Raw genomic sequence first — 25,351 nt, 5'->3', positions numbered from 1 at the left:
CTTATCTTATCCCAAAGTGTTTTGTATAGAAGCAAAACACTTGGCAAATTCGGTTGGGGTAATTAGAGAATATTCCCGATCGCTAATTTCACTAAGTTTTTGTGATAGCACGACAGATTGCGGTGGCGTGAGATAGGTGGACTTTAATAGATCCGTTTGATGGAAGGCTTGGCGCAATGGGGCATCCAGTAGCAGCGTTCCTTTGCCCATTACGATCGCGCGATCGGCATATTCAGGCATGAGGTATAAATGGTGGGTGATGACAATTACAGTTTTGCCCATTTGGTGCAATTGCCGACTGACCTCTAGGATCGATGCAGCTCCCTGATAGTCTTGTCCTGTGGTTGGTTCGTCGAAAATAATAATCTCAGGATTCATCGCCAATAAAGCGGCAATGACGATCCTTCCCCGCTCTCCCTTGGGTAAAGACAATGGATGGGCATGACGCTGTTCCCATAGTTGCATTGCCTTGAGACTGCGTTCGGTTTCTTGCTGGATGCGCTCGCTGGTATACCCAAGAAAAGGCAAGGCGAAAGCAACTTCTTTCTCAACGGAAGTATTAAAAATTTGATTGTCAGGATTTTGGGCGAGATAGCCGATGGACTGCGCGAGATCACTCACCGATAAAGCTTGCGTGGGGCGATCGCCGACTAACACCTTGCCCGATGTCGGTTGCAGTAGATTGAGAAAATGCTTTACTAAGGTACTTTTGCCCGCTCCATTCTGCCCGACGATCAATACATATTCACCTTGCTGGATATCGAGGGAAACATTTTTGATGGCTTCCGTTCCGTCAGCATAGGTATGGTATAGATTTCGGACTGAGAGAATGGGGCTGTTACTTTTGAGAAATGGGGGCGTAAATATCGGGGGCACAATGGGCTGAAGGTGCGATCGCAATCCTGCGATCGCATTAATTCCCGATGACAAGGTAACAGGAATATTGGGGATCGCAATTCCCTTTTGCTGAATTTGGCTAAAGGCCTGTGCTACTTCAGGTGGACGTAGTTGATTTTGTTCGAGTAGATCGACCTGCGCATAGATTTCGGCGGGAGTCCCGATGGCTACTAATTGCCCCTCTGAGAGCAAAGCAAGGCGATCGCAAAATTCTGCCATTTCTTCGGCAGCATGGGAGACCATGACGATCGCCATACCCAGTTCGTCTTTTAATGCCTTAACGGTAGCAAAAACTTCCTGCGCACCAATGGGATCGAGTTGGGAAGTGGGTTCGTCAAGGATGAGTAGAGCGGGTTTTAATGCTAGCGCCGCCGCGATCGCTAGACGTTGTTTTTGACCACCTGAGAGTTCTTGAGGATTCTTTTTTTCAAATCCTGCGAGGCGAACCGATGCGAGAACATGGGGAATCCGCTGTAGGATCTCGGCACGGGGAACACAGAGATTTTCGAGGGCAAAGGCGATTTCGTTTTCGACCGAGGTGGCGGTGATTTGCACTTCAGGATCTTCAAAGACGATCCCCACATGCCGCGCTAACTCGCTGACAGGATGTTCGAGGCTATCTAAACCTGCGATCGCGATCTTCCCAAAAAAGCGACCTCCATAAAATTGGGGAACGATCCCCGTAAGAGCAAGACATAGAGTCGTTTTCCCCGCCCCAGTTGCGCCCACGATCCCTAAAAATTCCCCCTTTCTAATCGTTAAAGAAATATCCTTTAAGACCCTCTCCTTGGTATTGGGATAGATATACGAAACTTTATCGAGAATGGCGATCGCTTCCATAATATTCCATATATTTGTGCTTGCTAGTTGATGGCTAGCCTCATGATGCTCGGCTATTATTCTACTTTGTTACTTAGTTTGTTAAGTAGCTAGGTATAAGTAAACTTAAAACCCAGAAGAGCATACTGCCCGCATAGCGGGCGGTATGCTTTCTGGTTTTGGTTTTTAATTATGCCGAACTACTTAACCGATTTGGCGATCGCCTCGAGTACTTCATCGCACCAGCCAACCCAGTCTTCTTGATAGCGAATGGCTCGCCGAATAATTAGATGCATGTATAAATCCTTTAGCTCCAAGGATTCCAGATTTTTGGCAAAATGCTCATCCATTTTTTTGACATGAAGGGCCATGTTTGCATGGAGTTGTCGCCGCCTTTCGATTTCCCGCAGGGTCACTTGATGGGGAACTAAATGGGCGGCTAATCCCATTACGCCTAAATCTTCGCGCATGGCAGTTGGCTCGGTGGGTTGAACTAGCCAATCCGTGAGTTCTTTTAGCCCTTGATCGGTAATGGAATAGATTTTTTTATCCAGCCTGCCTGCCTGTGGAATCGCCTCATAGGTGACACTGCCCTGCTTTTCTAGCTTGGCTAGTTCGGCATAAATTTGCTGCTGGCTTGCTTTCCAGAAACAACTGCCAAAACCTTCGGCAAATTCTTTAGCGACTTCATAGCCACTGAGGGACTGCCGCGAGAGAAAAGCAAGGATGGTATGTTTGAGCGCCATTACAAATTAAACCGCAAACTACTTGACGAATTTTATTGGTTAAGTATACATTGTTTTTTGTATTCAAAAACTTGAATACAAAAAACGGAGTTAAAAATGCAGAATATTAATTCTCGTCAGCAGCTTAAGGCTAGCTACTTGTATAGGCGGTACGGATCTTGGGCGGTGGTGACGGGTGCTTCTTCGGGAATCGGGCGCGAGATGGCGCTGCGACTCGCGGAATCAGGGCTAAATCTGGTTCTAGTTGCGCGGAGTAAACAGGTATTGGAGCAAATGGCGGTTGATTGGCGCGATCGCTATGCGATCGAGGTCAAGGTTCTTGCCGTTGACTTAGCGATCGCTTCGGGAACCAAAATCATTGTGGAAGTAACTCAAGATCTCGATATTGGGCTACTCGTGGCGGCGGCAGGATTCGGGACTGCGGGAGCATTTATTGAGTTACCAATAGAAACAGAAATGGAAATGCTGAATGTTAATTGCCGATCGCTATTAGAACTAACTTGGCATTTTGGGAGAAGGTTCGCTAAACGCGGCAATGGTGGCATCGTGCTGATGAGTTCGATTGTCGGCTTTCAAGGAGCACCCTTTGCGGCGCACTATGCCGCGACCAAGGCATATGTCCAGACCTTAGCTGAAGCCCTATATGTGGAACTTGCCCCGATGGGAATTGATGTAATTGCCTCTGCCCCTGGCCCTACTAATAGCGGTTTTGCATCCCGTGCAGGCATGAAATTGGGCATGGCGTTAAATCCTGAAGATGTGGCTCAGGCAACCCTAAACGCTTTAGGTAAAAAGCCCACCATCCTTCCAGGGTTTATCTCTAAACTGCTGACCTATTCCCTCGCCTTTTTGCCTCGTTGGGCGAGGGTGCAAATTATGGGGGGCGTAATGCGCGATATGACCAAACACCAAAAAGGTTAAAACCCCATGAGCATTAGATTTCCTGTTCAATATTTGCCTCTTACGGCGATCGCGATCGCTTCTTTGGGCATTGGCAGCATCGCCTATATTAATCTCGCCCCAAAGTCCATTCAACCTATTATTTCCGAAACCACTCCCAAATTAGAAACAGTTTCAGCATTGGGCAGATTGGAACCCGATGGTGAAGTGATTAAAGTATTTGCACCGACATCTGGCGAAAGTGCGCGAATTGAACGGCTCAACGTGCAGCACGGGCAGCAGATTCGCAAAGGCGATGTGATTGCCTATCTCGATAACTATGCTCCGCGTGCGGCGGCTTTGCGGGAAGCACAGGAACGGGTTACGGTCGCCGAAGCGCAATTGCGGCAAGTGGAAGCGGGAGCCAAATCAGGGCAGATAGTAGCTCAGCAAAGAGTCGTCGATCGCATCCAAGTAGAGTTACAAACGGAAACTGCTGCTCAAGAAGCAGCGATCGCAAGGTTAGAAGCCGAACTTCGTAACGCCGAACTAGAGGATCGACGATATCAATATCTGCAAACGGAAGGCGCGATTTCTGCTTCCCTGCGCGATAGCAAACAATTAACTAGCGATACAGTACGCCAACAACTGAATGAAGCAAAGGCGCAGTTATCGCGGATCGTGCGATCGCGTCAGTCCCAAATCGCCGAGTCCCGCGCCACCCTCGACCAGATCGCCGAAGTTCGTCCCGTGGATGTGGAATTAGCGCGATCACAGGTTGCTCAATCGGAGGCAGGTGTAGCAAGGGCAAAAGCAGATTTGGATTTAGCAGTAGTGCGATCGCCCCAAGATGGACAGGTTCTCAAAATCCATACCCGTGCTGGGGAATTAGTGGGAAATAACGGAATTATTAGTTTGGGACAAACTCAACGGATGGTTGCGGTTGCCGAGGTTTACGAACTAGATATCAACCGAGTCAAGATCGGTCAATCCGCCAATGTAATCAGCAAAAATAATGCCTTCTCCGAAACATTGCGCGGCAAAGTGAAGGAAGTCGGATTGCAGATTAGTAAAAAAGATGTCTTAAATACCGACCCTGCGGCGCAGTTTGATGCGCGAGTTGTAGAGGTAAAAATATTGCTGGATGAATCTTCTAGCCGTTTGGTTGCAGGATTAACCAATCTCAGTATTCAAGCAGCGATCGATGTTCGGGAATGAAGATCCCCCCCATCCCTCTTTAAAAAGGGGGGAGAATTTTCTTCTTCCCCCTTTTTAAGGGGGATTGAGGGGGATCATTAGCATCTTTATTGAGAAGGATTTCCTAACCTAGAGAGTTATGACCAAAATCATAGATAAGCCTATAAATGTCACGGCAAAATCCAAAAAGAAGAAACCGCTTTTTCTTTCTTGGTTGCAATTGCGGAAAGAGCGAGTACGTTTGCTGGTCGCGATCGCGGGAATTAGTTTTGCGGATGTGCTGATGTTTTTGCAAATGGGATTTCGCGGTGCATTATTTAGCAGTGCCGTAGAACTCCATCACAGCATCAATGGCGAAATCGTCATTTTGAGCAGTCGCTACCGATCGCTAATTTCCCTCGATCGCTTTACCGATCGCCGCCTTTACCAAGCCGCAGGCTTATCGGGCGTACAGTCTGTCAGTCCGATTTATCTCAACTTCATTCAATGGCGCAATCCTTACAACAAAGAGATATGGGATATTTACGCCATTGGCATTAATCCCGAACATCAGGTTTTAAATATTAAAGGAGTTGCCGAGAATCGCCAAAAACTGCGCGAACCCGACACCGTTCTCTTTAATTCTGGATCGCGAAACGAATTTGGGGCGATCGCTAAAAACTTTAAGGCAGGCGAATCCATCGTTACGGAAATTGACGAACGCCAATTTCAAGTGCGGGGACTATTTCAACTCAGCCCCACCTTTGGCATTAATGCCCATCTCATCACCAGCGATATTAACTTTTTGCGCATGGTGCGATCGCGCCAAGGCGGACTAATCGATATTGGTGTAGTCAAGCTCAAGCCCGATGCTGATGTTAATAAAGTCTTAGCCGAATTGCGATCGCTTCTTCCCAACGATGTCAAAGTCATGACGAGACAGGATTTCGCTAAAGCCGAAGTAGCCTTTTGGAATGCCAGTACACCTGTGGGCTATACCTTCGATCTCGGTGTCGTAATCGCCTTTATCGTCGGAGCCGTGATCGTCTATCAAATTCTCTATAGCGATGTCACCGACCATTTACCCGAATATGCCACCCTCAAGGCGATGGGATTTCGCGATCGCTATTTATTAATTGTCGTCTTCCAAGAATCGCTCATTCTCGCTGTCCTCGGTTTCATTCCCGCCACAGCCATGGCATGGGGCATTTACGAAATCACCCATATCGCCACTCTCTTACCAATGGCAATGGATGCAGGACGGATTACGTTTGTATTCGTGCTGACCGCTATCATGTGTTCCGTTTCCGCCGCCATTGCTGTGAGAAAGATTCAAACTGCGGATCCTGCGGATATTTTTTGATTGGTGATTGGTGATTGGTGATTGGTGATTGGTGATTGGTGATTGGTAATTGGTAATTGGTGGCTGATATTTCGTAATTCGTAATTGATAATTCGTAATTCAAAAACAATGTCTTCGCAATTTGCTATTTCCGTAACGCAACTAAATCACTACTATGGGCTGGATGCTCTCCGTAAGCAGGTTTTATTTGATATCAATCTGCAAATCGATCGAGGGGAGATTGTGATTATGACGGGACCATCGGGTTCGGGGAAAACGACTTTGCTAACGCTCATGGGTGGTTTGCGATCGCCGCAAGAGGGTAGTCTGAAGATTTTAGGTCAAGAATTGCTTGATTCTATGCCCGACCAAATGACGCTGATTCGGCGCAATATTGGCTATATTTTCCAAGCCCATAATCTCTTGAACTTCCTCACGGTTTATCAAAATGTGGAAATGGCGCTAGAACTGCATGATGTGACGGCGGCAGAAGCAGATCGACGGATTCGAGATGTTTTAGATTCGGTGGGTTTGTCTCACCGATTGGATTACTATCCTAGCGACCTGTCGGGAGGACAAAAGCAGCGAGTGGCGATCGCTCGTGCCTTGGTGGGACAGCCGAAAATAATTCTTGCCGATGAGCCAACGGCGGCGCTAGATAAAAAATCGGGGCGCGATGTGGTGGAGATTATGGAGAAACTAGCCAAACAGCAAGGCTGTACGATTCTCCTTGTGACCCACGACAATCGTATTCTCGATCTCGCCGATCGCATTATTTATATGGAGGATGGAGTCTTAATGCATCGGGCGGCGTAATTTGCTGTCGGGCGATCGCAATATCTTTACCCCAATTTGGCGTAAACTCATAGGAAATTTATCTGAGTCATCCACATATTTTTTATGAGCGCCAATTCTCCCATCGTGAAACCAGAAAGCAAGACAGCCCTGCCCGATGATTGGCTCTACGATCGCTCGGTTTTAGGATGGCTACTCAATCCGACCCTAAGCAAGCAGCTACCGTTTCTCTACCAAATTTTTGCTCTGTATTGTAATTTGTATTTCCATCTCACGGGCAAAAACTATCTCAAGGGTGGGAGATCGTTATTTAGATTTTTATCAAATATTTTTTCGCAAACATCTCCCGATCGCTATCTAGAATTAACCCTATCGGGCTATCAAGTTTTTCTCAATCCTACTGATATGCGACTCTTTCAGGTCGTCAACGAGTTAGCCAGTCAAGAAACGGATACGCGAATTTTACCGAAGCTAATTACTGAAGGCGATACCTTCCTCGATGTTGGGGCAAATCATGGCAGTTTTGCGATCGTGGCTAGTAAGTTAGTTGGCACGACGGGTTTTGTATTAGCTATAGAACCACAGCCCCGACTAGCTAAAGCATTAGGGAAATCATTGACCGCAAATGCTCTGGGCAAATTTCAGGTTCACCAGATCGCCGTGGGCAATACGGACGGAGAGATAGAACTACTAGTACCAATTGGTACATCGGGCTCGGCAGGTATTTTCCCAGAACATTCGGCAACCCATCAGCATAATGTGATTAAAGTTCCTCTAAAACGCTTTGATGATTTTGTGAATTGGCAAGGTTTTACAGGCAAAGTTTTGCTAAAACTAGATGTGGAAGGGAGCGAATGTGCTTTTCTGGCTGGAGCTAGCCAAATGATCACCACCTTAAAGCCTACTTTAATTATTGAAGTTCACCCCACCAGCTTGAAAGCGGCAGGTGCTTCGGGTGACAAGCTCAAGCAATTATTGCAAGATTTAGGCTATAACCGCTATGCCGAAATAAACGATAGCGATCGCCTGTTCCCCCTAGAAGACTTAAACACCAATATTCAACGAAATGTTGTCATGATGATGGCATAGCCCGTAAAAAAAAGAGCGCATAGCGCTCTTTTTTTATCTGTGCAGAATTTGGTGCAAGGCTATTCCATAATCCCTAAAATGGGGCGATGGCTGGGATTGCTTAATTGAGGTGCGATCGCCGCAGATGAATATAGATTAGGATTGGACTGAGCCACGAGGCTGAAGGCTTCGCGGACTTGTTCGGTCACAGCAACCGTTTTCACATCGTAGGTTTGGGTTGCTAGCTTCGGATACATCCCGATCGCCACAATGGGCACAATCAAACAAGCGGCAATGAATACTTCACGGGGCTTGGCATCGCTAACATATTTCTCAAGGGATAAAGTAGGATTGGTTTCTCCATAGAAAACCTGACGCAAAGTTGAAAGCAGATAGATTGGTGTGATGATTACGCCAACTGCCGCTAAACCGATCGTCACGATTTTAAAGCTAGAGGAATAGACATCACTGGTACTAATGCCGAGAAAAATATTGAGCTCGCTAACAAAGCCGCTCATTCCTGGCAGGGCTAAAGATGCTAAGGCGGAAGCTGTCATCAGGGCAAAGGCTTTGGGCATGATCTTCGCAATCCCCCCCATTTCATCCATCATCAAGGTATGGGTGCGATCGTAGGTTACACCCGCAAGGAAGAATAGAGCCGCAGCAATTAAACCGTGGGAGATCATTTGTAGCAATGCACCACTTACGCCGAGATCGTTAAATGAAGCTAATCCCAAAAGAATAAAGCCCATATGCGAAATCGAAGAATAGGCTAAGCGGCGTTTGAGATTTTGTTGGGCAAAGGCAGCCATTGCGCCATATACAATACCCACAGCCCCTAAGATTGCAAGCAAAGGCGCAAAATAAACATGGGCATTGGGCAACATTTCAATATTGAAACGAATTAAGGCATATCCTCCCATTTTTAAGAGGACTCCCGCTAACACCATCGATACTGGAGCCGAAGCTTCCCCATGGGCATCGGGTAACCATGTATGCAATGGGAAAATTGGTAGTTTCACCCCGAAGGCAATCAAAAAACCTGCATAGGCAAGCAGCTCAAAGGCGATCGGATATTGTTTCATCCCCAACTCGGCCATGTTAAAGGTGATGTTATCGCCATAAAATGCCATGGCTAACCCAGCGACAAGAATAAAAATCGAACCTAGGGCAGTGTAGAGAATGAACTTAGTGGCAGCATAAAGACGTTTTGACCCACCCCAAATTGAAATCAGTAGATATACGGGAATCAGTTCCAATTCCCACATAAAGAAGAATAGCAATAGATCCTGAGCGGCAAATACCCCAATCTGAGCGCTGTATAAACAGAGCATCAAGAAATAAAATAGGCGAGATTTTTTGGTTACAGACCAACTAGCGAAAATTGCTAAGGTCGTTACTAATCCTGTTAAGACTATTAAGGGCATTGATAGCCCATCAACGGCTAAAGCCCAATTCAAACCTATCTGGGGAATCCATGTGTAGGTTTCAGACATCTGGAAAGCTGCATCATGCAGATTGTATTGACTCCAGAATGCGTAAATCATGAGCGAAAGTTCGATAAATCCTACTGCCATGGCATACGATCGCACATTCTTCGCATCCTCGTACTTGTCAGGAATGAAAGGGATTGCGAAGGCGGCCATGAGGGGAAACAGCAGGATTGTTGTAAGCCAAGGAAATTCTGCAACAGACATGATGAGGATAATTACTTACTCGTTAAGTCCATTGTATGAAGAAATTGTTAACTTGTATTAAGTCTTTTGATATAAAAGTTAATAAATCTTCAAATCATCATAATAGACTCAAAGCTATATCCCAGCTTATTTTCTAGGTTTTGCATGGTGATTCATCTATAAATTGTCATTGTATTTGCGAATACCATTAACTTATGACTATCGTTTAGGGATATTTCTTAAGAGGTGCAGGCTCGAGTCTTATTCATTTAGGTAGCCTGAGCTTGCAGCTTTCATGAATTGCTATAGCTGCCGCCAGTTTTGTTAGGACAAAATCAAAACCCTAAAGAGAGTTGCCGCGCGGAGCGCGGCAACTCTCTTTAGGGTTTTATGTCCTGATCCAGTTGGCGGCAGCTATACAATACCAAATCACAAAATGGCTACGCCATTTTGTGATTATAAAACCCTTACTGGGCTTGGGTTTTAATTCCCAAAAGTGTAGTTACACTTTTGGGAATTGGTATAACGGGAGTTCGGGATAATTGGAAACGGTTTTTGAGCAAGGGTTTGCCATCCAAACCCTTGCTCAAAACCCAAAAGTAAAAGCCTTGCGTAGCAAGGCTTTTACTTTTGGGCTTTTAAAATTTGCCAACTTAACTCAAACTGACGTTATTTAACTGTTTACTTTCTCGTAGCAAGTGCGATCGCGCTGGCAATTTCTATTAAGATCGAGTTTCTATAAAAATTCTAATTAAGCTGTAGTGGCTTTGCCACCATAGTTTATCTCCACTCACCTTATACGCTCTCAAAACACAAATGAAGACTTGGCTCAAACCCGCTCAGCGACTTGAAAAACTCCCTCCATATGTTTTTGCCCGCTTAGATGAGTTGAAGCTACGAGCGAAAGAGCAAGGTTTAGATTTGATCGATTTGGGGATGGGCAATCCCGACGGACCAACCCCAGCGCCAGTGGTTGAAGCCGCTATTTCGGCGCTCCAAAACCCTAAAAATCATGGCTATCCTCCCTTTGAAGGGACGGCTAGTTTTCGTCGAGCGATTACCGATTGGTATAAGCGTCGCTACAACGTGCAGTTGGATTCAGAAGGAGAAGCCCTGCCCCTCATTGGTTCTAAAGAGGGTTTAGGACATTTGGCGATCGCCTATATCGATCCAGGAGATCTCGTTCTCGTCCCCAGTCCCGCCTATCCTGCTCATTTTCGCGGTCCTTTATTAGCGGGTGGGGAGATCTATGAAATGATCCTCAAGCCCGAACAAGACTGGTTGATCGATCTATCGGCAATTCCCGAAGAAATCGCTCAACGGGCTAAAGTGATGTACTTTAACTATCCTGCCAACCCTACAGGGGCGATCGCGCCCCGCGAATTTTTTGAAGAAGTCGTCGCCTTTGCCAAGAAATACGAAATTCTTTTGGTGCATGATCTCTGCTATGCCGAACTTGCTTTTGATGGGTATCAACCAACGAGTTTGCTGGAAATCGAAGGCGGTAAAGAAGTGGGTGTAGAGTTTCATACCCTCTCCAAAACCTACAATATGGCGGGCTGGCGCGTCGGCTTTGTGGTGGGCAATCGCCATATTATTCAGGGGTTGCGGACTCTGAAAACTAACCTCGATTATGGGATTTTTTCGGCGATTCAAGTCGCGGCGGAGACTGCCTTACAACTGCCTGACAAGTACCTCGAAGAAGTCTGCGATCGCTACAAGGAACGTCGCGATTTCTTAATCGCAGGATTGGGCGAACTGGGTTGGGAGATCCCTAAAACCTATGCCACGATGTATCTGTGGATTCCAGTGCCAGTGGGGATGACCTCTGCGGACTTTGCCTTAAAGGTATTAGAAAGTACGGGTGTCGTCTTTACTCCTGGCAGTGCCTTTGGGCAAGGTGGTGAAGGCTATGTCAGAATTAGTTTGATTGCCGACTGCGATCGCTTAGGCGAAGCGCTAAATCGACTTAAGCAAGCAGGAATACGTTACAAGTAAAAAGGAAAAGGGATGTTTAATTTGTTGCCGTTTGCTTTTGAATTTACCTCTCCAGGACCGATCGCCTTTGAAATTGGCTCGCTTTCTATCCGTTGGTACGGGTTGCTAATTGCCTCCGCAATTATCTTGGGCACTTTACTAGCCCAAACCCTTGCCAAAAAGCGCAATGTCGATCCAGAAATAGTCGGCGATTTAGCGATCTGGCTTGTCGTCGGCGCAATTCCCTGCGCCCGCTTTTACTACGTCCTGTTTGAATGGCAGCGTTTCCAAGTGCAACCTTGGTACAAAGTATTTGCTATCTGGGAAGGTGGGATTGCGATTCATGGGGCAATTATTGGCGGGGCGATCGCGGCAACTATATTTTGCAAACGCCAACAAATTTCCACATGGCTGATGGCAGATATCATCATGCCTGCGGTGATTTTAGGACAAGCGATCGGTCGATGGGGGAACTTTTTTAATTCTGAAGCTTTTGGCAGCCCCACAGATTTACCTTGGAAATTATTTATTCCAGTGAATCGCCGCCCCCCCGAATTGATGAATGAAGCTTACTTCCATCCCACTTTTTTATACGAATCCCTTTGGAATATCGGTGTATTTGCGATCTTAATATTTGCCTTCTTGCGGTTCCCTAAACTGAGAACTGGCACAATTACGATGATGTATGCGATCGCCTATAGTGTCGGTCGGTTTTGGATTGAAGGCTTGCGCACCGACAGTTTAATGGTAGGTCAGCTTCGTACCGCCCAGATTGTCAGTCTCGTATCGATCGCGCTGGGGACTTTAGGCTTAGTTTGGCTCTATGGATTGCGTCGCCGATTTCCCGATACGACACCCAAAGAAATTCCCACGGAAAGCCTCTAGGTTTTAGATTTACTATCGCGATCGCTAGAAACAAGCTCCTATGAAAATTTTTAAGTAGCTAGGCGCAATGCAATCTAAAACCAAAGGCGAGTATCCCCCGCATAGCTAACCCTATTCCTCTCGAATCTATCCTCTTACCCCCTTTCCAGCCTCATCAAAAAATAAGGATTAGATGTTGCGGCGCAACGGCTAATCCTTAATACCGAAAATGGCGTAGCCATTTTTAGCTTTTCAAACCCTTACTAGGTTTGGTTTTTAATTCACTTGTTGTCACATTTTCGTGAATTGGTATAGCTGGGAAGGGAGTAAGAGGATTTGTAAGCTTTTCTAAAAATAATTTTTCGCAAATTGCTTTATAAATGAAAAAACTGCCGCATACAGATCCTCGTGAAATGGTGGAAACTGCATTTCTTGCCAGTACCACTGCCATGTTGTTTTTAGTCAACTATTACTTTCCCCTTGGACCTCTGTTGCGAATGCTTTTCCCATTGCCCACGGCTTTAGCTTATTTGCGCTGGAATAGTCGTGCTGCTTGGATGGCGATGGTGGTCACATCCCTACTACTAGCGATCCTGATGGGACCAACCCGTAGTATTCAATACATCGTGCCCCATGGTTTAGTTGGAGTTACCCTCGGCTATCTTTGGAAACGCGATTTTCCTTGGTCTGGTTCCCTTAGCATCGCCACCATAATTGGCTCCGTTGGTACGGCTTTTCAATTTGTATTTCTATCGGTTTTATTGGGCGAAAATGTTTGGACCTATTCGATCGTGCAGATCTCTGGATTTCTCAATTGGTTGATGCAACTGTTTGGATCCCTCGAACAGCCAGACTTCGCGATGATCCAAGCCTTTGCGATCGCCTCAATACTTATTAGCAATTTAGCCTACCAATTACTCGTCCATTTAGTCGCTTGGATCGTACTAGATCGGATTGGTAATCCCATTCCCCATCCCCCCAAGTGGCTAGAATCTTTATTAGCCTAAAAATTAGCTTAAAAATGTCGTTCTTCTTGAATCTCGTTTTGGTAAGTAAGTGGGCTTAATTAAATATAAAACCCTAAAACCTGCGGCGCACGCGTAGCGTGCGCCGCAGGTTTTATACCAATTCGTGAAAGTGTGACAACACTTTTGGAAATTGGTATTATAGCTGTCGCCAAGTGTACTAGGACATAAAACCCAAGAATTAATTGGCGGCGCGAAGCGCCGCCAATTAATTCTTGGGTTTTGATTTGTCCTCATTCAAGTGACTGTAGCTATAGTGCTAAATAGGTAGGGATGGGTGGTGTGGCGCGACATTAATCCCTACCATATAATCCTCGTTTTAAGTTTCTGAGTAAACTTAATTAATTGACACAATCCCGAATAAGAAATTATACTCATTAGTTAACCGCCAGAATGAGTATAATTCAGAAATATTGGCGCAAATTAACCTCGTTATCATGACCAACCCCGCCGAATCAAATCAAACTGTAATCACCAATTCATCAATTGTCTTGTCAGAGCGAGAGCTACAAGTGATTGAATTAGTTGCCGCAGGTTTAACTAATCAAGATATCGCCCTAAAGCTAGCGATTAGCAAACGTACTGTAGATAATCACATTAGTAATATATTGACCAAAACCAAGACTGACAATAGGGTCTCACTGGTAAGATGGGCTCTACAATGGGGAAAAGTCTGTATTGATGAAGTTAACTGCTGCATAATTGGCACGCCGCCAGTCATTAATGTTTTAGATGCAAAGGATTTGGGACAGGAATTAGAAAGTGCCTAGCGGGGAATTAGCGATTATACGTTGCAAGATTATTTATAACCCTGATATTGCTCTGGCGATGTATCGAGAGCTAGCATCCCATATCGAGCAGATTGAGGATGTGAAAGCCGAACTATTTTGGCAAGATAGCAAGGAATTCAGCTATTTAGGAAGTCAAATAGGTGGCATGTGGCTTACTTATCCTCAAGCAATTTCTGCTCAGTCTCAGCTTTTAATAAATAGGATCTTAAATGTCTATGGGGCTTGGATTTCCGAACCCAATATTTCATTAGTCTGAAGACGATCGCAATCTCCGCTCCTTATGACCATATTTCAACGCGCTAAGCTGATATGACATTAGCCAAACCGAAAGACATATGCGGCGCTTAGCTATATCCACTTAAGTCAGGACATCAAACCCGATAGAGAGTTGCGGCGCAAAGCGCCGCAACTCTCTATCGGGTTTGATTGTTGTCCTAATATTACTGACTATAGCTATAATTCGCAAAAGTGTGGCTACACTTTTGGAAATTGAAAACCAAACCCAGTAAGGGTTTTAAAATCACAAAATGGCGTAGCCACTTTGTGATTTGGTATTACTGTTTTTTATCGTTAGGTGCAATAGCTTTTAAAAATATGAAAAGACGCATATTTACAGATTTTGATGGACCGATTATGGATGTGTCCGATCGCTATTACCAAGTTTATCTATATTGCTCAGAGAAAATATCTCGTCCCACCCAAGAGCTTAAAATCCTTTCCAAGTTGGAGTTCTGGGAATTAAAGCGATCTCAAGTGCCAGAAAAGGAGATCGCCAGTCTCACGGGCTTTGTTGAGGAAAAACAAGCGATCGCTTTTGCCCATCTGCGGCGAGCTACTGTCCATACAGATCCGTATTTCGCCTACGATCAACTCCTTGAAAATGCAGTTCCTGCCTTGGAAAAAGCTCAAGCAGCAGGAATTGAGCTGGCGGTTATGACTATGCGTCGTCGTCGCGAATTGGAACCCGTACTAGATCGATATAATTTAAGGCGTTTTTTCCATAGCGATCGTATTTTTTGCCTTGATGACGACTATGTAAAAACGGTTGATACTCAAGATAAACCCAAGTTAATGAAACTTGCTCAGACCCAATTGCCACCAGTACAAGAGCAATGGATGATCGGTGATACAGAGGCAGATATTATAGCTGCTCAAACCCATAATATACCTGCGATCGCCGTTTTAAGTGGTATTCGCAATCATACGCAAATCATAAAGTACAAACCAAATCAGATTGTTTCTAATTTGTCCGCCGCGATAACCAATATCCTCGAAAGGTGAGATAAGAATTAGCACATTGCGCTAACTCTTATCTCATTTGTGATTTGTAGGTTATATTCCCCCTAAAAATTCTTGCTTCGCAATTTTTACCATAACGGCTTGCTGACCCAAATAAAGCATATGTAACTCTGTAAGGAGTTGCTTCGCTGCATCTAGATCGATGTTTTGGATTTGTTGGCAAAACATCATATGGGTAAATTGCTTTTCGATAGGTAAGTCACTCATATGTACCTCTTTTACGAATCAATCAATGACACTAAACTATGACCTTAACCGATGCATTGAAGTTGCTTGACAAGTAGATATTGGTCACTGTGTCAACATAACGTAACAATACTTTAAAGTTATTGAGAAAACTGTATCATGACAAACATTTTTCTTAGATATACCCAAAGAAATATTTTTACCAAAAAATTTAAAAGTATTCCTTATGACGGCGATAAGCCAGTCTGTAGCGATCTCGATTTTATAGTGGTCGTCAACTGTATCAGGACATAAAACCCAAAATAGTGTTGCCGCGCGGAGCGCGGCAACACTATTTTGGGTTTTATACCAATTCCCAAAATGGCAACGCCATTTTGGGAATTGGTTTTAATTGGTATAAGGGTTTGAAAACCTAAAAAGCCACTGAATGTTTATAATTCAGTGGCTTTTTAGGTTTGGGACAAAAAAGAAAATTAAAGCAAGCCAGTATTGGTGCCTTGCTTGCCAGTAGCTAGTTCAACTTTGATAATCTTGCCACCCATTTTCATAATGCGTTGCTGCTCAGCAAACCAGTTGTCATAGGACACTAGCTTGGTGAAATAGGTATTTTGCAACTCTCGTTGTGTACGAATGCGAGTTTGACTAGGTACACAAGCAGTGATTTTAAAACTCCGCATAGCGGCAATCTCCTTCAGAGCCAGTTATTTAAAGATGAATTACAAAGAAATTTTTTTAGACAGATATAAACATTGGCGGCGAGATAGGAGCTTTAGCTACCTACCGCCGCCGCCTTGTAAATACAGCTCTGTAAAATACAGTACTTTATTTTTTACGTTCGGCAAAAAACAAAGTCTAAAACTATATCGGCAATTAGCTCAAGCCAGAGCTGATGTAATCGAGATATACACCCAATTCCTTACCAGCTTCAGAACCAACGATGCTAGCAGCAACTTCTTTGATCGCTTGAATAGCTTGGATTGTAGAAACTACAGGTACTCCGAGGGAGTTGTAGGTTTCTTTCAAGCCATTGAGTACGCGCTCGTCAAGAATCGAAGCATCACCAGCAAGCATTGCGTAGGTTGCATAGCGGAGGTAGTAGTCGAGGTCGCGGATACATGCGGCATAACGACGGGTGGTGTACATGTTGCCACCGGGACGGGTGACATCAGAGTACAAGAGAGACTTAGCAACTGCTTCTTTAACGATGGTTGCAGAGTTAGCGGCGATCGCTGCGGATGCACGAACGCGAAGTTCGCCAGTTGCAAAATAGCCCTTTAGCTTTTCTAGAGAAGCTGCATCAAGGTACTTACCTTGAACGTCGGCGGAATTAATAACTGAGGTAATTGCGTCTTGTGCCATTTTAATATATTTTTTAGGTTTGCAATTAGTTTTTTGAATTTAGAAATTTAGAAATCCGAAGTTCTTTAAAAAGAAGTGCTTTAAAAATATTAAAACAAATCTAGAACCGATCTACTGCATTGCACCGATGACATAGTCAAAGTAGTAGCCAGCTTCGGCTGCATCTTCACCAGACAACAAAGCGGATGCTGCGTTCTTCAAACCACGTACGCCTTCAGCAACACCAGGAATAGGAGTGCCCAAGGAATTGTACATTTCCTTAACGCCAACTAGACCGATTTCTTCGATAGGGGTGACATCACCAGATACAACTCCGTAGGTTACCAAGCGGAGGTAGTAGTCCAAGTCGCGCAAGCAAGTAGCGGTCATTTGTTCGCCGTATGCATTTCCACCAGGAGAAACAACATCAGGACGCTTTTGGAATAGTTGATCGCCAGCTTGCTTAACGATGCGCTCGCGGGATTCGGTCAAGGTTTGGGCAATGCGAAGACGACGTTCGCCAGAGCTTACAAAGCCCTTAATGCGATCTAGTTCACCAGGGCTGAGGTAACGTGCTTCAGCATCTGCATTCACGATGGACTTCGTGACTACGCTCATTTAATTTTTTCTCCAATCAAAAATGTGAATAAAAACGATTGATGTGATGCCGTACCATGCAGAAATTCCTTTGCTTTAGTAATGCCCTAAGGACGCTTACAAAAGTTTGGGGCTTGTCTGACATGGAAGGTTTCTTTGTCAAAGCAATGATTACCAAAACATTTTGAAGCATTGCGTTGTCTACAAGCTTTTCTTCATCACACTTCTTAACATTTCTTATGTTATCACTAGAGTTGAAAACCTAGATCGATTAGCTTGGAAGTATTGCTGCGCAAAGGGTTGCGGCTCCTCCGAGGATCATTAAGCCTGCGGGCATAAATTTTTTTGTTTTGATCAGACGCACGATAAATACGATCACCAAAAGAGCGGCGATCGCCATACCAGCAATTTTGCCCCACTCTAAGTTTTTGGCGACGGCTGTTCCTGCAATTAACAGTCCCACACCACTAATGCTGCCTGAGATGATCGATGCTTGGCTTTTGCTCTTGGCAAAGCCGATGATGCCACCCACGATGGCGATAATTCCGTATACGAGCAAAGCAATGGCACTGGGGGAAAAGGTCATAGTCGTGTGTATGAGGTTTTTGAAGATTGGGTAAGAAATTTTTAATGGCGACATGGAGTATCGCCCGTCACAGCCTATGCTAGCGAACTGTATTTCTGGGCGATCGCTAAGGCAAAGGTTTAGTTACACATATTTACAAATGCGCCTGTGAATATGCGCCTGTGAATATGCGCTTATATGGCAACGTAAGGTTTTCTTAGGACATAAAACCCCAAAGATGAGTGGCGGCGCTTTGCGCCGCCACTCATCTTTGGGGTTTTGATTCGACAAAAGAGGTCACCTCTTTTGTGACACGGATAAAAAATTACTAAGGGACTTGCGAGAAAATAAGATACCAATCCAGATTTACCAGAATCGGTGGCGCGGCGGAGCCGCGCCACCGATTCTGGTTTTATATTTGGTACTTCATTAAATCGCAAGTCCCTAAACTGCTTTGCTTGGCTTATATAGCTGTCACTAAGTGTATTAGGACATAATCCCCAAGAATTGAGTGGCGGCGCTTCGCGCCGCCACTCAATTCTTGGGGCTTGATTTGTCCTCATTCAAGTGACTGTAGCTATAGTAAGGGTAAGTTGGTTATAGCTGAGGCGATGCGATTGAGATATGGTGCTGGGTCGAGAGCTACCCAACCATCGCCTGAGGGAACCATAATCTCAAAGTGCAAGTGGGGACCTGTCGATCGCCCTGTGGAGCCGACAATACCAAGTTGCTGACCTTGAGCAACATTTTGACCTTGGCTAACGTAAATAGCGGCGAGGTGGGCATAACGTGTACCTGTGGAGCCATGATCGAGTTCGACTAGATTGCCATAACCATCCCCCCAGCCTGCATAGTCTACCCGTCCTGCCTTGGCGGCGAGTACAGGAGTGCCATAGGGTGCGCCGAGGTCAATGCCGCTGTGAAATGACCAAAGAGCCGTGACGGGGTTCATGCGCCAGCCATAGGGAGATGTGACAGGTACGCCGTAGGGCAGGGGATAACCACCTGTTTGAAAGATGACATCGGGGTTGCCAGATCCTCTAGAAGCGATCGCCGCATTGAAGGGCACGGGATCGGGTTTCCATAATGCTCCAGGCACGAATACTACTTGGGGTTTGCGTTGGCAGCCATTGCGCTCGAAGAGCACGTCGGCGCGAATATTATATTTTTTGGCGACAGTTGTGTAGTTTTCATCGTTCTTAAAGCGATAGGTCAAACCATCTAGAGGGGGAATTGATAGGATTTGACCTGCGCTGACTTCGCCACTGCGGACTTCAGGATTTAGCCCCATTAAAGTTGCGACTTTGAGTTCATATTTCTTGGCGATCGCCTCTAGGGTTTCACCCTGCTTGACTTTGTGTTGGGTGAGGTCATCTAGGGTTGGCTTACCGCAAAGCTCTTCCGCTTCTTTGGCATTGGTCTGATCGACTGGGGTGTTGGGGGAAGTGGAAGTGGCGATCGCTGAAGGGGGGAGTAAAGTGGCGATCGTACTAGCGATCATACTGGCGAGCGTTGCTGAGAACAGGGAAAATTTCCAAGAGGGCTTCATGGAGTATTACTTGAGAATGTGAAGAGGTTAGGGTGGACAGTAGTAGGCTAAATGTGTGATTTGATCAAAAGGTAACAAAAGATGAAGAATTACAACATGAATCTTCATAAATAAAATGCCTTGCTATTCTCGCAGCGATCGTCACTTGATGAACACCACCAATCTGGTGAGATCCAGAGTGAGATCTCTGGTGAAATCGGATGAGACTGGAGGTTTGTGAATCACGAGTTTCTCCTCAAAAAACTTGCCACCCGACCCTGATCGAGTGATTTCTGGTATTAAGTAGCTAGGCAGAATTAAAACCCAAAACCAGAGAGCATACCGCCCACGTAGCGGGCGGTATGCTCTTCTAGGTTTCTAGTTACTTGCTAACTCAATTTCTATCCAAATTCTTACCCTAAGATCATGACAAATTCGCTAGCTTCAGTTAGTAAAGAGCAACTGCAAACTTTCTTAGATATCGCTACCGAAGCGGCTTGTGCAGGAGGTGCAATTCTCAAATCCTACTGGGGAAATCTTCAAGAAAATATTGAGGAAAAACGTCCAGGAGATTTGGTAACGATCGCTGATAAAGAATCGGAAGCAATGGTTCTCTCAATTTTGCAGCGCCATTTTCCCGATCATGGAATTTTGGCTGAAGAATCGGGTGTATTGGGCAATACTGAGAGCCGTTATTTATGGGCGATCGATCCTTTGGATGGTACGACCAATTATGCTCATCAATATCCCTTCTCATCGGTATCGATCGCCTTACTTGTGGATGGAATTCCTTCCGTAGGTGCAATTTATGATCCCTTTCGCGATGAAATTTTTCGAGCGGCGACGGGTTTAGGAGCGACCCGTAATCGGCTGCCAATTCATGTTTCTAAAACCGTAGAACTCAGCCGTAGTTTACTCGTAACGGGATTTGCTTACGATCGCACCCTTGTTGAGGATAATAACTACGCTGAGTTTTGCCATTTCACGCATATCACTCAAGGCGTGCGACGAGGAGGTTCAGCAGCGATGGATTTAGCCTATGTCGCCTGTGGACGATTGGATGGTTATTGGGAGCGAGGCTTATCGCTATGGGATTTAGCGGCGGGGGTAGTTATCGTGCGCGAGGCGGGTGGGATGGTCACCGCCTATGATGGCAGCGAGCACCTTCCCAAATCAGGGAGATTGCTGGCAACTAATGGTCATTTGCATGAACAGATGATTGCAGAACTAGCCCTCATCAAGCCTTTACCATTTAAGTTTCCCTTTGGGCGCTAAGTAGTTAGGCATAATTAAACCCCAAAATATGAGTGGTGGCGCGAAGCGCCACCACTCATATTTTGGGGTTTAATTATGCGCCGTAACCCTTAGGGAAGTGGTAACCGTTCCATTAAGTAGCAGAGGCAATCTTGGCGAATAATATTGCGGTTAAGGGTGATCATTGATGGCATTACAGGCGTTTGCAGCAAGATCTCTCCATTTTGAATTTGGAAATAGCGATCGCTTTTTTCTTCTCCATTTTCGCTTACAGCCGAGAGATAGGCTCTTGCGGTTTTCGCTTTGCCGAAGCTTTTCCCAATGGGTAATTCACAGAAATTCAAACAATCCATCTCATTGGGAAAAGTGATGTCATCGTCAGGCTCGCCTGTAAAACTAAAATTAATCTCATGGGGAATTTTGACGATCGCTACGGTGTGAAACAGACCGATATCGGCGATCGCATCATCGGGCAAGCGATCGAAACTACCAAGATGGAGGCAGGTTTCCACATAGGCTAGCGCATGGCTAGTTCCCTCTGGGAGATCGGGCTGTCCGCATTCCAAAACGATCGCGGGACAAAATTCACTAAAAGCACAGGACTGCAATGTTTTGGGGCTGGTGTAATGCACCACAGTTTTATCGAACAGTCGCGCTAGATGTAGGGAATGCTTGTCTAGGCTAGGAATACATCCATAGTGGGGATTTCTGCCTGTATTGTTATGAATGTCGATACTTGCAAATACTCCCCGCGATCGCATTTCCCTAATTACTTTTTGCGCCATGATTTGCTCTGGTAATGCCTCCGAGCCTTCCTCAATTTGCCAAATGCGATTGTAGTCAGGTTGGTTGTCTAAATGCCTCAGGCGATACCTTGCCCCCTCAATATTGCCGATAAATAAGGAAAGCGATCGCGGTAGTTTTTGGTGTTGATATTTACGAAGCAAATCGCGCATCGCTAACCAACTGGTTGTTTCATTGCCATGTAACAAAATCGAAACAAATAACGCGGGTTGGCGATCGCCTTCGATGTGGATCAGGGTGGGACGATTGAGTAATTGCCAAAGTTGGTTGGATTCAAGATCTAATAAGCCATCTGGTAGGCGATCGAAAATATCAAGCATAGAAAAAATCAAAAAAAGCGATTACTCATAGTAAAGGCACGCTATGCGTGCCTTTACTGAATCAAAAGACACGCATAATACCAATTCCCAAAATGGCAACGCCATTTTGGGAATCTCAAAACCCTACTGGGTTTGGTTGTTAATTCATGAAAGTGTTGTCACACTTTCGTGAATTGGTATAAGTAGCTAGGCATAATTAATTACAAACCAAAACCCGTAAAGTTGTGCCCCGTTGGTTGGTAATTTATAGCGCAACTTTACGGGTTTGGTAATTTATTTTGCACAAGTACTTAGCGGGCTTTTTGGGATAAAAAACAATTTAGGCGTACCAATCGGCACGCCTAAATCTAAATGCAGGATAAAGAATAATTGCACTTAATGAAAAATAAACAAGAATCTAACTTACTAAAAAATAATCATAAAAATTATCAAAATTAGTAGGTAAGACCCATGCTGCGGCTGGTTTCAGCACCAAGATAGACACGGACGCTTAGGAAGTCAGTGGGGCAAGCAGTTTCGCAACGTTTGCAACCAATGCAGTCCTCGGTACGGGGAGAAGAAGCGATTTGAGCCGCTTTGCATCCATCCCAAGGAACCATTTCCAAAACATCACAAGGACAGGCTCGCACGCATTGTGTGCAGCCGATACAGGTGTCATAAATTTTGACTGCATGCGACATATTGCTATTGCTCCAATCAATTATATGTACCTATCTAAAAGAAAAATAGGCACGGGATGTTTAAAACCAAGTTTATCGTAGAGGTTTACATTCGTTGCTTAGATTGTGAGATAACTTAAAACAAATTAATATTTGCGGCTGCAATCCAGTTTTTGAGGAAAGCTCATACTTGAGATCATACCTGTGGGGCATAAATTCATAAATTATGGCTATAGCCAAATAAGTTAAGACAGAAACCCCAGAAGAGTGTTGCGGCGCAATACTCTTCTGGGGTTTATTTTTGTCTCAAAAAGCAAACAGAGCATAGTGGCACGAAGCGCCGCCATGCATATCCTTGGTTATGGCTATATCAAATTTTGACTTCGATCGCGATCGCTCAAAAAACTATGCAAGACTTTAATGATTAGATAATAAATATTAATAAAAAATTTCCTATGAAACGCATTACCCTGCTTGGCTCCACTGGCTCGATTGGTACGCAAACGTTAGATATTGTTGCCGAGTATCCTGAAAAATTTCAGGTGGTGGGAATGACAGCAGGGGGAAATATTGATCTTTTCGCAAGGCAAATTCGCCAGTTTCAGCCCGAAATTGTGGCGATCGCTAACGAAACGAAACTTGCCGAATTAAAAGAGGCGATCGCTGATCTTTCCACAAAACCAATCTTGCTAGCAGGAGCCGAGGGCGTAGAAACAGTTGCCGCCTATGGTGATTCGGAGGCAGTGGTAACGGGGATTGTCGGCTGTGCAGGGCTATTGCCAACAATTGCCGCCATTAAAGCAGGTAAAAATATTGCATTAGCCAATAAAGAAACTTTGATCGCAGGCGGCGAAGTGGTCGTGCCTTTGGTGCAAAAACATGGGGTGAAATTATTGCCTGCGGATTCCGAACATTCGGCAATTTTTCAATGCTTGCAGGGAGTGCCAGAAGGGGGATTGCGACGGATTATTCTCACGGCTTCAGGTGGAGCCTTTCGCGATCGCCCCACCGAGGAGCTAGCCTCCGTTACTGTCGCTGATGCCTTAAAGCATCCTAACTGGGCAATGGGTAAAAAAATTACGATCGACTCAGCCACCTTAATGAATAAAGGTTTGGAAGTAATTGAAGCTCATTATCTCTTTGGCGTGGATTATGATCGGATTGAGATTGTGATCCATCCCCAAAGCATTATTCACTCCCTCATTGAATTAGAAGATACCTCAGTGTTAGCGCAACTGGGGATTCCTGATATGCGTTTACCTCTGCTCTATTCCCTCTCCTATCCCGATCGCCTTCCTACCCAATGGGAACGCCTCGATCTGGTTAAATGTGGCACTTTGACCTTCCGCGCCCCCGATCATCAGAAGTATCCCTGTATGGAACTAGCCTACGCCGCAGGTCGGGCTGGGGGAACCATGCCTGCGGTGTTGAATGCTGCCAACGAGCAAGTAGTGGAACTGTTTTTACAAGAGCGAATTCGCTATGTGCAGATTGCAGATTTGATCAAATATGTATGCGATCGCCATAATTGCATATCTAAACCCGAACTGGAAGATATTCTCGAAGCCGATAAATGGGCAAGAAAAACCGTGATCGAACAGGTGTTGGCGATCGCATAAAAAATGGTGAGATGCTTTGCATCTCACCATTTTTTTATTTTAATGTTTCAATGCGGGTGGCATAACTACTTTAGTTGCCAAGCCTAGGCTCTTCAGCATTTGAATCGCCCACCAAGTCACATCAACTTCCCACCAACGCCAGCCCGCCTTTGCTACATGGGGATAGGCATGGTGATTGTTGTGCCATCCTTCGCCATAGGTAACGATCGCGGCCCACCAGAGATTGCGCGAATTATCATTAGTCTCAAAGGTGCGGTAGCCCCACATGTGGGTAACGGAGTTAATAAACCAAGTGCTGTGCCATAGTAAAACCGATCGCAGACACATGCCCCAGATAATGTAAGACCAACCACCGAGGAGATATAAGCCAAGCCCTAAAGGGATTTGCAGTAATAGAAAGTATTTATCTAACCAGACATAGAAGGGATCGCGCACGAGATCGGGGGCATATCTGCCATATTTATCTAAGCTAAAAAAGTCGGGTTTTGGATAAAGTATCCATAGCATATGGCTCCACCAGAATCCTCGGCGAGCAGAGTAAGGATCAAGCTCCATATCCTCTGTATGGGCGTGGTGAAGGCGATGCCCCGCAATCCAAAATATTGGTCCCCCCTGTAGGGCGGCTGCACCGACTAAGGCGATCGCATATTCTAACCATTTGGGGACATGAAAACTGCGATGGCTTAATAAACGGTGATAGCCCAAGCAGATCCCAATACTTCCCAAAAACCAATGCAACAGAATCGTAACTCCTAAGGCAGACCATGAGAAATACCAAGGAGCCAATAGCGCTAAAATATGGAAGGTGGCAAAGAAAGCTATTGATGTCCAGCTAAGTTTTAAGGGTTCGGAATTGGGATTAGAAGGTGTGGGTATAACGTCTGAAAATAATCTGGTCATATTTGTAAAGAATAATTTTAAATAGTTCTAAGATTCTTGCTAAGGTTAGTTTTAATTTGAATCGCACACTGTTAAAGAGATATGGCGATCGCGGTAGAACTAATTCAGAAGCTATGACTTCTCAAGTATTCCTTTAACAAATTGGTAATGAACTAAGTACCTCAGCGTAATTAAAATCCAGACCTAAAGCCTGCGGCGCACGCGCAGCGTGCGCCGCAGGCTTTAGG

General features: G+C 45.2%; 26 protein-coding genes. 14 read left to right on the top strand and 12 right to left on the bottom strand.

Annotation, left to right across the window (positions count from 1 at the left end; genetic code table 11):
• Positions 1 to 6: 6 nt before the first annotated feature.
• Both PseudUWO310_RS08920 and PseudUWO310_RS08915 read right to left on the bottom strand, forming a co-directional pair.
• Positions 7 to 1,737, bottom strand: a complete 1,731-nt coding sequence (locus PseudUWO310_RS08920; protein ID WP_142600320.1) for an ABC transporter ATP-binding protein — start codon at positions 1,735 to 1,737, stop codon at positions 7 to 9.
• Positions 1,738 to 1,916: 179 nt separating this feature from the next.
• Positions 1,917 to 2,462 (bottom strand): PadR family transcriptional regulator, encoded by a 546-nt coding sequence (locus tag PseudUWO310_RS08915; protein WP_142600319.1) that lies wholly within the window; start codon positions 2,460 to 2,462, stop codon positions 1,917 to 1,919.
• Positions 2,463 to 2,558: 96 nt separating this feature from the next.
• On the opposite strand from PseudUWO310_RS08915, the gene PseudUWO310_RS08910 reads away from it, so the two are divergent.
• The 5 genes from PseudUWO310_RS08910 to PseudUWO310_RS08885 all read left to right on the top strand — a co-directional run bounded on the left by PseudUWO310_RS08910 (position 2,559) and on the right by PseudUWO310_RS08885 (position 7,743).
• Positions 2,559 to 3,383 carry an SDR family NAD(P)-dependent oxidoreductase gene (locus PseudUWO310_RS08910; protein ID WP_142600318.1) on the top strand — a complete coding sequence of 275 codons (825 nt, stop codon included), beginning with the start codon at positions 2,559 to 2,561 and terminating at the stop codon, positions 3,381 to 3,383.
• 6 nt (positions 3,384 to 3,389) lie between these two features.
• The gene (locus tag PseudUWO310_RS08905; protein ID WP_142600317.1) at positions 3,390 to 4,559 is read left to right on the top strand and encodes an ABC exporter membrane fusion protein; all 1,170 of its coding nucleotides are present in this window, start codon (positions 3,390 to 3,392) and stop codon (positions 4,557 to 4,559) included.
• A gap of 118 nt (positions 4,560 to 4,677) precedes the next feature.
• Positions 4,678 to 5,880, top strand: a complete 1,203-nt coding sequence (gene devC / locus PseudUWO310_RS08900) for an ABC transporter permease DevC (protein WP_142600316.1) — start codon at positions 4,678 to 4,680, stop codon at positions 5,878 to 5,880.
• Positions 5,881 to 5,988: 108 nt separating this feature from the next.
• A complete protein-coding gene (locus tag PseudUWO310_RS08890; RefSeq protein WP_142600315.1) occupies positions 5,989 to 6,675 on the top strand; it encodes a DevA family ABC transporter ATP-binding protein in 687 nt (228 codons plus the stop codon).
• An 84-nt stretch (positions 6,676 to 6,759) separates the two neighbouring features.
• On the top strand, positions 6,760 to 7,743 hold the full coding sequence (locus PseudUWO310_RS08885) for an FkbM family methyltransferase (RefSeq protein WP_142600314.1): 984 nt from the start codon (positions 6,760 to 6,762) through the stop codon (positions 7,741 to 7,743).
• A gap of 59 nt (positions 7,744 to 7,802) precedes the next feature.
• Here PseudUWO310_RS08885 and PseudUWO310_RS08880 read toward each other — a convergent pair whose 3' ends face one another.
• Positions 7,803 to 9,419, bottom strand: a complete 1,617-nt coding sequence (locus PseudUWO310_RS08880) for an NAD(P)H-quinone oxidoreductase subunit 4 (RefSeq protein ID WP_142600313.1) — start codon at positions 9,417 to 9,419, stop codon at positions 7,803 to 7,805.
• Positions 9,420 to 9,940: 521 nt separating this feature from the next.
• Here PseudUWO310_RS08880 and PseudUWO310_RS23585 point away from each other — a divergent pair.
• The 7 genes from PseudUWO310_RS23585 (at position 9,941) to PseudUWO310_RS08850 (ending at position 15,336) form a co-directional block, all read left to right on the top strand.
• Positions 9,941 to 10,075: a hypothetical protein gene (locus tag PseudUWO310_RS23585; protein WP_263363407.1), complete on the top strand. Its 135-nt coding sequence runs from the start codon at positions 9,941 to 9,943 to the stop codon at positions 10,073 to 10,075.
• 139 nt (positions 10,076 to 10,214) lie between these two features.
• Positions 10,215 to 11,396 carry an aspartate aminotransferase gene (locus PseudUWO310_RS08875; RefSeq protein ID WP_142600312.1) on the top strand — a complete coding sequence of 394 codons (1,182 nt, stop codon included), beginning with the start codon at positions 10,215 to 10,217 and terminating at the stop codon, positions 11,394 to 11,396.
• Between the two features lie 12 nt (positions 11,397 to 11,408).
• Complete coding sequence (lgt, locus tag PseudUWO310_RS08870; protein WP_142600311.1) at positions 11,409 to 12,260, top strand: prolipoprotein diacylglyceryl transferase; 852 nt, start codon at positions 11,409 to 11,411, stop codon at positions 12,258 to 12,260.
• Positions 12,261 to 12,619: 359 nt separating this feature from the next.
• Positions 12,620 to 13,246, top strand: a complete 627-nt coding sequence (locus PseudUWO310_RS08865; RefSeq protein WP_142600310.1) for a DUF2232 domain-containing protein — start codon at positions 12,620 to 12,622, stop codon at positions 13,244 to 13,246.
• A gap of 455 nt (positions 13,247 to 13,701) precedes the next feature.
• The gene (locus PseudUWO310_RS08860) at positions 13,702 to 14,034 is read left to right on the top strand and encodes a helix-turn-helix domain-containing protein (RefSeq protein ID WP_009628668.1); all 333 of its coding nucleotides are present in this window, start codon (positions 13,702 to 13,704) and stop codon (positions 14,032 to 14,034) included.
• Entirely contained in the window at positions 14,027 to 14,311 is a 285-nt protein-coding gene (locus PseudUWO310_RS08855; protein WP_142600309.1) for a hypothetical protein, read from the top strand. The genes PseudUWO310_RS08860 and PseudUWO310_RS08855 overlap by 8 nt, the downstream gene beginning before the upstream one ends.
• Positions 14,312 to 14,649: 338 nt before the next feature.
• Entirely contained in the window at positions 14,650 to 15,336 is a 687-nt protein-coding gene (locus PseudUWO310_RS08850; RefSeq protein WP_142600308.1) for an HAD family hydrolase, read from the top strand.
• Between the two features lie 51 nt (positions 15,337 to 15,387).
• On the opposite strand, the gene PseudUWO310_RS22825 is transcribed toward PseudUWO310_RS08850, so the two are convergent.
• The 6 genes from PseudUWO310_RS22825 to PseudUWO310_RS08825 all read right to left on the bottom strand — a co-directional run bounded on the left by PseudUWO310_RS22825 (position 15,388) and on the right by PseudUWO310_RS08825 (position 19,589).
• Complete coding sequence (locus PseudUWO310_RS22825) at positions 15,388 to 15,561, bottom strand: hypothetical protein (protein WP_009628665.1); 174 nt, start codon at positions 15,559 to 15,561, stop codon at positions 15,388 to 15,390.
• A gap of 452 nt (positions 15,562 to 16,013) precedes the next feature.
• Entirely contained in the window at positions 16,014 to 16,217 is a 204-nt protein-coding gene (locus PseudUWO310_RS08845) for a phycobilisome linker polypeptide (protein ID WP_009628664.1), read from the bottom strand.
• Positions 16,218 to 16,410: 193 nt separating this feature from the next.
• Entirely contained in the window at positions 16,411 to 16,899 is a 489-nt protein-coding gene (apcB, locus tag PseudUWO310_RS08840; protein ID WP_009628663.1) for an allophycocyanin subunit beta, read from the bottom strand.
• A 111-nt stretch (positions 16,900 to 17,010) separates the two neighbouring features.
• Positions 17,011 to 17,496 (bottom strand): allophycocyanin subunit alpha, encoded by a 486-nt coding sequence (gene apcA / locus PseudUWO310_RS08835; protein ID WP_009628662.1) that lies wholly within the window; start codon positions 17,494 to 17,496, stop codon positions 17,011 to 17,013.
• A 250-nt stretch (positions 17,497 to 17,746) separates the two neighbouring features.
• Positions 17,747 to 18,061, bottom strand: coding sequence for a TMEM14 family protein (locus tag PseudUWO310_RS08830; RefSeq protein ID WP_009628661.1), 315 nt, complete (start codon positions 18,059 to 18,061; stop codon positions 17,747 to 17,749).
• Positions 18,062 to 18,617: 556 nt separating this feature from the next.
• On the bottom strand, positions 18,618 to 19,589 hold the full coding sequence (locus PseudUWO310_RS08825) for a M23 family metallopeptidase (protein ID WP_142600307.1): 972 nt from the start codon (positions 19,587 to 19,589) through the stop codon (positions 18,618 to 18,620).
• A 405-nt stretch (positions 19,590 to 19,994) separates the two neighbouring features.
• On the opposite strand from PseudUWO310_RS08825, the gene PseudUWO310_RS08820 reads away from it, so the two are divergent.
• A complete protein-coding gene (locus PseudUWO310_RS08820) occupies positions 19,995 to 20,843 on the top strand; it encodes an inositol monophosphatase family protein (RefSeq protein ID WP_142600306.1) in 849 nt (282 codons plus the stop codon).
• An 89-nt stretch (positions 20,844 to 20,932) separates the two neighbouring features.
• Here PseudUWO310_RS08820 and PseudUWO310_RS08815 read toward each other — a convergent pair whose 3' ends face one another.
• Together PseudUWO310_RS08815 and psaC are read right to left on the bottom strand one after the other, a co-directional pair.
• On the bottom strand, positions 20,933 to 21,946 hold the full coding sequence (locus tag PseudUWO310_RS08815) for a M14 family metallopeptidase (protein WP_142600305.1): 1,014 nt from the start codon (positions 21,944 to 21,946) through the stop codon (positions 20,933 to 20,935).
• A 434-nt stretch (positions 21,947 to 22,380) separates the two neighbouring features.
• The gene (psaC, locus tag PseudUWO310_RS08810; protein ID WP_009628656.1) at positions 22,381 to 22,626 is read right to left on the bottom strand and encodes a photosystem I iron-sulfur center protein PsaC; all 246 of its coding nucleotides are present in this window, start codon (positions 22,624 to 22,626) and stop codon (positions 22,381 to 22,383) included.
• 434 nt (positions 22,627 to 23,060) lie between these two features.
• Between psaC and PseudUWO310_RS08805 the strand changes: the two genes are divergently transcribed.
• Positions 23,061 to 24,224 (top strand): 1-deoxy-D-xylulose-5-phosphate reductoisomerase, encoded by a 1,164-nt coding sequence (locus PseudUWO310_RS08805; RefSeq protein WP_142600304.1) that lies wholly within the window; start codon positions 23,061 to 23,063, stop codon positions 24,222 to 24,224.
• 39 nt (positions 24,225 to 24,263) lie between these two features.
• Here PseudUWO310_RS08805 and PseudUWO310_RS08800 read toward each other — a convergent pair whose 3' ends face one another.
• Positions 24,264 to 25,124, bottom strand: coding sequence for an acyl-CoA desaturase (locus PseudUWO310_RS08800; protein WP_190315957.1), 861 nt, complete (start codon positions 25,122 to 25,124; stop codon positions 24,264 to 24,266).
• Positions 25,125 to 25,351: the final 227 nt, after the last annotated feature.

This window comes from Pseudanabaena sp. UWO310, from assembly GCF_006861605.1.
In the GTDB taxonomy this organism is placed as follows: Bacteria; Cyanobacteriota; Cyanobacteriia; order Pseudanabaenales; family Pseudanabaenaceae; genus Pseudanabaena.
The sequence above is the reverse complement of the archived record's forward strand: the minus strand, read 5'-3'. Positions and strand labels throughout refer to the sequence as shown.